At 65.9% G+C, this 7098-nt stretch carries 4 protein-coding genes, 1 tRNA gene and 2 pseudogenes; 4 read left to right on the forward strand and 3 right to left on the reverse strand.

Annotation, left to right across the window (positions count from 1 at the left end):
* Positions 1–60: 60 nt before the first annotated feature.
* From HG800_RS26215 to HG800_RS28570, 4 genes and pseudogenes are all read left to right on the forward strand, one after another.
* Positions 61–297, forward strand: coding sequence for a hypothetical protein (locus HG800_RS26215; protein ID WP_169981224.1), 237 nt, complete (start codon positions 61–63; stop codon positions 295–297).
* The gene (locus tag HG800_RS26220) at positions 294–524 is read left to right on the forward strand and encodes a helix-turn-helix transcriptional regulator (RefSeq protein WP_169981226.1); all 231 of its coding nucleotides are present in this window, start codon (positions 294–296) and stop codon (positions 522–524) included. Before HG800_RS26215 ends, HG800_RS26220 begins: the two co-directional genes overlap by 4 nt.
* Positions 521–3463, forward strand: a complete 2943-nt coding sequence (locus HG800_RS26225; protein ID WP_169981228.1) for an AAA family ATPase — start codon at positions 521–523, stop codon at positions 3461–3463. The genes HG800_RS26220 and HG800_RS26225 overlap by 4 nt, the downstream gene beginning before the upstream one ends.
* A 562-nt stretch (positions 3464–4025) precedes the next feature.
* Positions 4026–4523 (forward strand): annotated as a pseudogene (locus HG800_RS28570) (tyrosine-type recombinase/integrase); the annotation flags it as partial.
* A gap of 335 nt (positions 4524–4858) precedes the next feature.
* Here the strand turns inward: HG800_RS28570 and HG800_RS26235 are convergent.
* The 3 genes and pseudogenes from HG800_RS26235 to HG800_RS26245 all read right to left on the reverse strand — a co-directional run.
* Positions 4859–4931, reverse strand: a tRNA-Lys gene (locus HG800_RS26235).
* A 143-nt stretch (positions 4932–5074) separates the two neighbouring features.
* A complete protein-coding gene (locus HG800_RS26240; RefSeq protein WP_315852115.1) occupies positions 5075–6673 on the reverse strand; it encodes a calcineurin-like phosphoesterase family protein in 1599 nt (532 codons plus the stop codon).
* 216 nt (positions 6674–6889) lie between these two features.
* Positions 6890–7098 (reverse strand): annotated as a pseudogene (locus HG800_RS26245) (hypothetical protein); the annotation flags it as partial.

A 7098-nucleotide genomic window follows, 5' to 3' on the forward strand; every position in this document is an offset into this window, starting at 1 on the left:
CAATCCGGCCCTTCGGGTGAGGCCGCCACGTGGGAGCGGCCCGACCCGAGGACATACGACATGAAGACGCACAGGCTTGCCGATTCGCCCGTCTCGGATCGGACCTTCAAGGCCGCCGGCCTCTTCGCCCGGCTGGCTGACGCGATGGACCGTAGCGACCTGGCCGCCGCCGCTGACGCCCAAAAGGAACTGGCTCGACTTGGCTACGTCGTCCGCATCGGCGCGGAGTCGATCGTCCAGCCTCGCTTGCAGCCCTACGCCCCCTCCGACGAGGCCGACGGCCGGGGGGTGCGATGATGGGACGCCCCGAACCGCAGAAGGCCCCCACGGGGCCGCACGAGCCCGCCGTCGGACGCCTGGCCTATCGCCTGGATGAACTGGCCGAGGCCCTCGGGGTGAGCCGTCGGACCCTGGAACGCCTGCGATCCGCCGGCCGATTCCCGAAGCCCGATCGCGTGGTCGGCCGGATGCCATTGTGGGCGCCGGAGACAATCCGCAAATGGATCGAAGGGGGTGGCTCATGAACACTCCGCCCCTTCACGTCGCCGAGCCGTCCCCCGAGAACGTCGCGGCCTGGCTCCGCCCGCTGGTCGAGCCCGGCAGCATCATCGAATTGCGGGTGCTCGGGGTGATCGATAATCCGAACTATCCCGCGTTCACCGTGGCCGGGTACTTCGATTCGGACCACCTCGACCCGTTGGCCAAGGTCGCGCTTGCCTGGACCCCGAAGGCGGAGGGAGTGTATGTCACGATCAACCCCCTCGTGCCCGACATGCTCGCCCTGGCCAGCAATCGGGTGAAGCGGAAGCCCAAGACGACGGCCGCCGATGAGCATGTGCTCCACCGAATCGGCCTCGTCTTCGATGCCGACCCGAGGCGCTCGCCCTCGGGGATTTCGAGCACCGACGAGGAGAAGGCCCGCGCCCGGGATCGGATCATCGCCCTCCGCGACGGGTTGACCGCCCGGGGATGGCCCGAGCCGATCCTGGCCGATAGCGGCAACGGCTATCACTTGCGCTACCGGGTCGATCTGCCGAGCGATGACGGGGGCCTCATCGCTCGGGCCTTGAAGGCCGCCGACGCGCGATTCTCCGATGATCGGGTCCAGATCGACGCGAAGTTGTCCAACCCGGCCCGCGTCATCAAGCTGTATGGCTCGATGGCTCGCAAGGGGGACTCGACGCCGAACCGGCCCCATCGGTGGACCGCTGTTTTGGAAGGCCCGACGAGCCGGGGAGATTTTCACGTCGTCCCCCGGGAATTGCTCGAAGCGCTGGCGTCGGAGGCCCCGTCGCCCGCTGATCGGGAATCGAACGTCTGGAGCATGACCGCCGGGACCGGCGCGGCGGATCGTGCCCGAGCCTACATCTTCGCCCCCGGCTTCCCCGACGCAGTCGAAGGGGAGAACGGACACGGACGGCTGTATCACGTCGCCTGCGTGCTCGTCGATGGGTTCGGACTGTCCGAGGCCGACGCCTATCCGATCTTCGCGGAGTGGAACGGGGCGAAGGCCAGGCCGCCCGAGTCGGAGAAGCAGTTGCGCCACAAGCTGGCCGACGCGGCGAAGAACCATCCAAGCCCGTCCTGCAAGCTCCTGAACGCCCCGAGGCCCGATCGGGAGGGATCGGATTCGGGTCGGGAGGGCGAGAGCACCGGGCAATCGGATGGCCCAACGGTCGCCTATCAGCGCCTCGAAGTGGACCAGTGCGTCATGGCGGTCGATCGCCCTGGTGAGCCGAATTATGGATTCGTGCTCGCCGACGAGGGGGATTGGGCCACCGTCGTCTTCCGGCCCGGTGAGGAAGGCGAGGCGGAGGTCCGCATCCACAAATCGGATCTCCGCTTGCAGGACGGGACGCCCCTCGAACTCGGCGACGAGGGCGCCCAACCCGAATTGCTCACGACCTGCATGGCCGACATCAAGGCCGAGCCGGTCAAGTTCCTCGTCCCCCGGGTGCTCCCGAAGGGGAAGCTGGTCACGGCCGCCGGGCTCGGCGGGGCCGGCAAGGGGATGTTCTGGTCGGCCCTCGTCGCGGATCTGACGCAAGGCCGCCCGACCCTCGGCCTGGACTACGATCCGCCCCCGGCCTGCGACGTGCTCTTGCTGGGTTGCGAGGACGGCTCGGCCGACACCATCAAGCCGCGATTGCTCGCCAATGATGCCGACGTGCGGCGGGTCCACACGCTCGACGGGGTGAAGGACGCGAAGGGGAAGCCGGGTCCGTTCTCCCTGGCCCAACTGGCGCCGCTCGATGCCCACCTGGCACGTCGGCCCGAGGTGAAGCTGGTCATCATCGACCCGATCACCGGATACATCGGCGCGGCGGGAATCCGGGACCATCACGACGCGGAACTACGCTCGATCCTCGAACCGCTGGCCAAGCTGGCGAACGATCGCGGGGTGACGATCCTGACCGTCAAGCACCTGAACAAGGACGAGGCGAAGACGGTCGCCAGCCGGGTCGGCGTCTCGATCGCCTACGTCAACGTCCCCCGCGCCTGCTTCGCCATCGCCAGCGACCCCACAGACGACTCCCGGCGCGTGCTGGCCCCGTTCAAGTGGAACCTGAACGTCCCCCGGCCTTCGTCGATCGGGTGGACCCTGGAATCTCCCCCTTCCGATCGGGTGGCCGCGATCCTGGCCGAATCCGACCACCTGAGCGAGGCCGACCGCGACGAACTCGGACGCCAGCTCTTCCGCCTGAACTGGTCGGGGCCTGTCGACATCTCCGCCGACGACCTCTTGCAGTCCGCCACCCGATCCGGCAAGGCGAAGAATCAAGGCGAGATCGACCGCGCCGCCGATTGGCTCCGCGAACGGTTGAAGGACGGGCCGGCGAGTTCCATCACCTGCGCGAGGGAAGGCGACGAGGCGATCGGTCGGGCCTTCCCCGAGCCAGGCCCCGAGCTGATCGGTGACGAACTGAACAAGCAAGTCCTCGGGCGCGTGAAATGGTGGCGCGAGACGATCCTCAAGAAACGCCTCGGAGGAGAATCGAAGCGAGCCGGGTTCAACGGCCCGTATTTCTTCCGACTCCCCGAAACGCCCTGGCCCCCGTCGCCCGAGGCCATCCGGGAGGCGGAACGGGCGAACGAGGCCGCCATGCCCTCCGGCCTCGATGCGCTCCATTCCGGGCCGGACGATGCCCGCATCTGGACGATGCGAGCCTCGGGAACCCCCGTGGAAGCCGTGGAAGCCGTGGAGGAACCTTTAGGGGACGTGGATACCACGGATCGGACTCCACGGGCCGACACTGCTCCAACCGGCGATTCCGCCCTGTCCGTCGTCGCCCCGGATGACCCTCCCGACACGCGCCCCCGTGGAAGCCATCCCGTGAAAGCCATGCCCCTTAAAGGGGACTCCACGGCTTCCACGGACTCCACGGGCGATCCTCTCCCAGCGTCCGAGGATCTGCCGATGACCTCCCGCGACGATCAGACCTCTTGTGAACAAACGTATTGAGCCATCCCGTCAATGACCGTACAATCACGACAAGCAACGTCTGCTTGCGCCAGCAAGCGACAAACGCGGAGGGAAGCGACCGATGGCATCGTTCAGGAAGCGCGGCAAGGTCTGGTATTTCCGCTACACCGATGCCGACGGGGTGAAGCGGGAAGCGAAGGGATGCCCGGATCGTCGGATGACCGAGGAAATGGCCAGGGAGGCTGAGTCGAAGGCCGCCCGGCAACGCGCCGGACTGATCGACCCGAAGGCCGAACGCTTGGCTGTCGCGGAGCGTCGGCCGATCCTCGGTCACCTGGACGACTTCATCGCGGCCCTGACCGCGAAAGGGGGTGATCCGAAGCATGTTCGCCAGACGCGAACCTACGCGAGCCGGATCATCGAATGGGGGGCGATCCGCTCCATTTCCGAGGTGGCACCGTCGACGGTCATGATCGCCCTCGGGGAGTTGAAGGCGGAGAACCGGTCGGCCCGGACGCTGAATGCCCACCTGACGGCAATCCGGCAATTCTCCCGATGGTTGCATCGGGACGGGCGGAGCCTGGACAACCCCCTTGCCGGGATGAGCAAGTTCTCCGAGGCCGCCGATCGTCGGCACGATCGACGAACGCTCTCGGTCGAAGAACTCCGCAAGCTGATCGAATCCGCCCACCGTGGAGAATCGTATCGGAAGATGACCGGCCCGGCCCGCGCCCTCTGCTATCGGCTGGCGGTCGCGACGGGCCTACGGTTCTCGGAACTGGCCAGCATCACGCCCGGTTCGTTCGACCTGGACTCCAAATCTCCCACGGTGACGGTGGCCGCCGCCTACACCAAGAACGGGGAACCGGCCACGCTGCCCTTGCCCCACGACCTGGCCGAAGACCTGGCCCCGCATCTGGAGACAATCGCACCCGAGGCCCCCGCATTCCCCCTACCAGACAAAGGGGCTGCGATGCTCCGGATCGACCTGGAAGCCGCCGGGATCAAATACCGGGACGCCTCGGGCCTCGTGTTCGACTTCCACGCCTTGCGGTGCCAGTGTGCCACCCTGGCCGATGCGGCTGGCGTCTCGCCCCGAGTCGTCCAACGCCTCATGCGGCATTCGACCCTGGAACTGACCGGACGCTACACGAGGCCCCGGACGGTCGATCTGGAGCAGGCCGCCCGATCGATTCCCTCGATCCGACCCGAGCCCCCCGAGCGTGATTCAGCCCGTGCGACGGGGACGAATGGGCAACCTATCAGCGAACACCTTGCCCACTATTTGCCCACCGAAGGGGACGGATCGAGTCGGCCCGAGTCGGATACCGTCGCAACCCTCGATATGAATAGTGCGCTGGACGATCGGCGCAAAGAGAAACCCGAGGCGGGTTTAGACGCCTCGGGTCGGGATGAGTCGGCCGGTGTCACAAGTGCCTCCCGAAGGACTCGAACCTTCAACCCGCTGATTAAGAGTCAGCTGCTCTGCCGATTGAGCTAGAGAGGCATGGCATGTGTGAAGAAGTTCAATCTTACGGGTTTGGGGGGGAGGGTTCAAGGGAGTTTCAGGAGGAAAGGGGAGAGAAATTGAGCCGAAGGGGGGCGGTCCGGATGAGGAGGCCCCCCCGGGGAGAGAGGGAGAGGGAAGGATTAGCGGATGCGGATCGAGCGGAGGTCTTCGTAGGTTTTCCCAAACTGATCGGTGGTCCGGACGCGGAGGGCGTGGGTGCCGGGAGGGGGGTCGGAGGGAAGGGTGCCACGCCAGATGTGGGACGATGTGATGACGTTCGGCAGTTTGCGGCCGGGGGGAGGGGTGTCGCTCTCTTCAAGGGCCTTCATCCGGACGTAGTAGGGGTCTTCGGTAGCGGCACGTTCGAGGGTCGTCCAGGTCCCGCTGTCGCCGAAGGACATCTCGACGGTCGAGCGCTCCGAGCCGGCGAAGACGTTGACGAGGACCTCGGTCGAACCGGCCTCGGACGAGGCAAGCTCCTCGGGAGCGAAGATGGTCATCTGGTGGCTGGCAGGGCGGCGGGCGGCGCGGAACTCGATGTCGTAGTTCTGGCCGTCGAAGGTGAAGATCGAGTAGCCGTTCGGGGCACCGTCTCGCATCGTCGTATGAGGAATGCCGAACTCGTTTGGAGCACCACTCCACCAACTGCCACAAGCGGTCACGTTGATGACGTGGTGGTGTGGCTCGGCGCCGTGGAAGTCGTCGTCTTTTCCAATGAAAATGTGTTCCTGATAGTGGGTGTGAGCCGAGACGGACAGGGTAAACGGCCGCTGTTCGATCAGGCGGTACAGCTCGTGACGGTCCTCGACGTTGACCAGGGGGATGTGCATCATCAGCACGACGAGCTGATCCTCGGGAATCATGGCCAGGTCGTTGCGGATGAACTCCATCTGCCGCTCGCCGAATCCGCCCGTGTAGCGGCCTCGGCCGCCGTCCTCGGGGACGAACCAACTGATGTCGTCGAGCACCATGAAGTGGACCGGCCCGTGGTCGAACGAGTAGTACGAAGGGCCGTAGATGCGTTCAAAGGTTTCGTCGGAAAGTTCGTCGTTCGGCGCGTCCTGGTTGGTGTCGTGGTTGCCGATGACGTTGTACCAGGGGATGCCGATCAGGGCGATCGCCTGGTTCAAGGGTTCCATCACCGAGAGGTCGTCGAAGACAATGTCGCCGAGGGTGACGCCGAAGGAGGCGTTCGTCCCCTCGGCAAGAATGGGCTCGATGATGTCGTGGGCGATGTATTCGACTTCCTTGATGTCCCTCGGCTGCGTGTCGCCGAAGAAAAGGGCGCGGAAGACGTCGGGCTCGGCCTGGGGGTGCAGGGCGAAGTCAACCGAGTCGGGCAGAGGACCGGTCGGCGCGACGCCGGGGAAGCGTGACTCGGGGGAACCGGCCGGCTTGTGGATGTAGAAGAACTGCGGCAGGTTGTCCTCGTTCAGCGGGGTCATCCAGCCTCGTGGCTTGAGGACGAAGAGGATTGTGTCGTCGTCGATCGGCAGCTGATAGCGGCCGTCGGAGTCAGTTTTGACGATCTCGCGGCCGTTGGACACCTTGATGTCGGGGATGCCTTCCTCGTCGTCACCGCGGAGGCCGTCGCCGTCGCGGTCGTGGAAGACGATTCCGGTGGCGGTCGTCGGTTCGACCGGTTCGTTCTCGTTCTCGTCATCGGCGCGGAGGGCAGGAGCCATCAGCAGGGGCAGGGCGAACAGCAAGAGGAGTCGGAAGGGGTGGAGTCTGGTCACGGAGATCTCCTGATCGTAGGCGGGTGCAAGGCCATCGCGGCGAGGTCGGGGTGTCCGGTTCGGGGCCCCTCAGAACCCACGGGCGGATCGTACCACGATTTCAAGAGGATCGCATGAGCCTGGCATGTTCGATGCGTGCAGACGCCGATCCCCTCCGGATCGGGTGATCGGGAGTGCAATTCGAGTCGAGCAGCCATCGAGGGCGGTCAGCGAGGATCAAGACCCTTGCTCCAGGTCCCGAGTCGGTTCGATCGGGCGGTCGATCGGCCCGGTTGAGGGTTTCGGGGCGGAGCGGTCGGGCGCGGTGCGCTCGTCGGTGCGCGGTGCGGTGCGCCGGTCGGGAGGGGAGAAGGGGTCGGAGGGAGGGTTGCGGATCTCGTTTTGGGTTTCGGGGTTGCGGCGATTCTCAGGAGAGGGTTCGGGGC

This window comes from Tautonia rosea, from assembly GCF_012958305.1.
GTDB classification, from domain to species: domain Bacteria; phylum Planctomycetota; class Planctomycetia; order Isosphaerales; family Isosphaeraceae; genus Tautonia; species Tautonia rosea.